General features: G+C 75.5%; 1 protein-coding gene and 1 pseudogene. One reads left to right on the forward strand and one right to left on the reverse strand.

Annotated elements, in window-relative coordinates; translation table 11 throughout:
* Nucleotides 1–351: pseudogene (locus AOK22_RS38630) on the reverse strand (GNAT family N-acetyltransferase); the annotation flags it as partial.
* A 372-nt stretch (nucleotides 352–723) separates the two neighbouring features.
* Here AOK22_RS38630 and AOK22_RS38635 point away from each other — a divergent pair.
* Nucleotides 724–1008 (forward strand): SAV_915 family protein (locus tag AOK22_RS38635; protein WP_055703293.1); only part of this gene is annotated, 285 nt, incomplete at its 3' end.

Below are 1008 nucleotides of genomic sequence, written 5' to 3' on the forward strand. Positions count from 1 at the left end.
CCGCTTCAGGCGCGGCGGATCCACCGGCTCGCGGTGCACGTACACCATGCGTTCGGCCGGGACCAGCCGGTCGAAGGCGGCGCCGAGCACCGGCAGGAACCGGGCCGACGTCTCGACGTGGCTCTGGGCGAAGGGGGCGAGCAGGCCGGGTCTGACCGAGCGGGGGTCGCCGCGCAGCAGCACATGGCCGGCGCACGCCACCGCCACGGCCCGTGGCTCCCGCGCGCTGTCGGCCCACCAGCCGCCGACTCCGCTGGTGGCGACGTGCTCGGGCAGGGCGGCGGGACCGGGCGTCCCGGGCGTGAACCAGTGGGGCAGGGCGGGCAGGCGGTGCGAGGACAGCGGGATCATCGTGGGCTCCTCGGGGGCCGGATCATCGCGCGCGGGACCCGGGTGATCACGAGCGCTTCTGGAATGAGGCATTCGGGTGAATCGAGGTGCGGCCGTCCGGCCGGTCCGGGAGCGCGGGACGGACCGCCACACTCGCCGGGTGCCCGCCGCGCCCGCCGTCCAACTCAGCCGTACGCGGCCGCTCAAGAGCGCGTCGGCTGCCTTGACGCGGTCCTGATGGGCGGACGGACGGAGCGCCAGTATCGCGTCAGAGCGGGGCGCCGGTGCGTCAACGTCGCGTCATGGAGGGTCGGTTGACCCTGCGTGCCGGGCATAACGTCACGGAGTGCCGCAGGATGCGGCCTCCCCTTCCGGCTTCCTTGGAGGAACCCCATGGCAGAGCTCCCGTGCGGCGAGGACCCCGAGCCCTGTGAACCCGGCCCGGCCGGGCCCCTGTTCGTGCCCGTCCGGCCGGGACCCGCGGGCTGCGTGGCCCGCCTGTTCCGCACACCCGTCGGCGGCCGCACCGCCGTCGCCTTCACCACCCCGCAACGCCTGAGCGCGGCCCTCGGCTCCCGGCAGGAGTGGATCAGGCTCTCCGAACCGGCGCTGCGGGCCCTCACCGCGCCGCTCGGCGTCCGCGAGGTCACCGTCGACCCACGGCTCGCCGCCCACCCC

Origin of the sequence: Streptomyces silaceus (assembly GCF_001419745.1) — a bacterium.
GTDB classification, from domain to species: Bacteria; Actinomycetota; Actinomycetes; order Streptomycetales; family Streptomycetaceae; genus Streptomyces; species Streptomyces silaceus.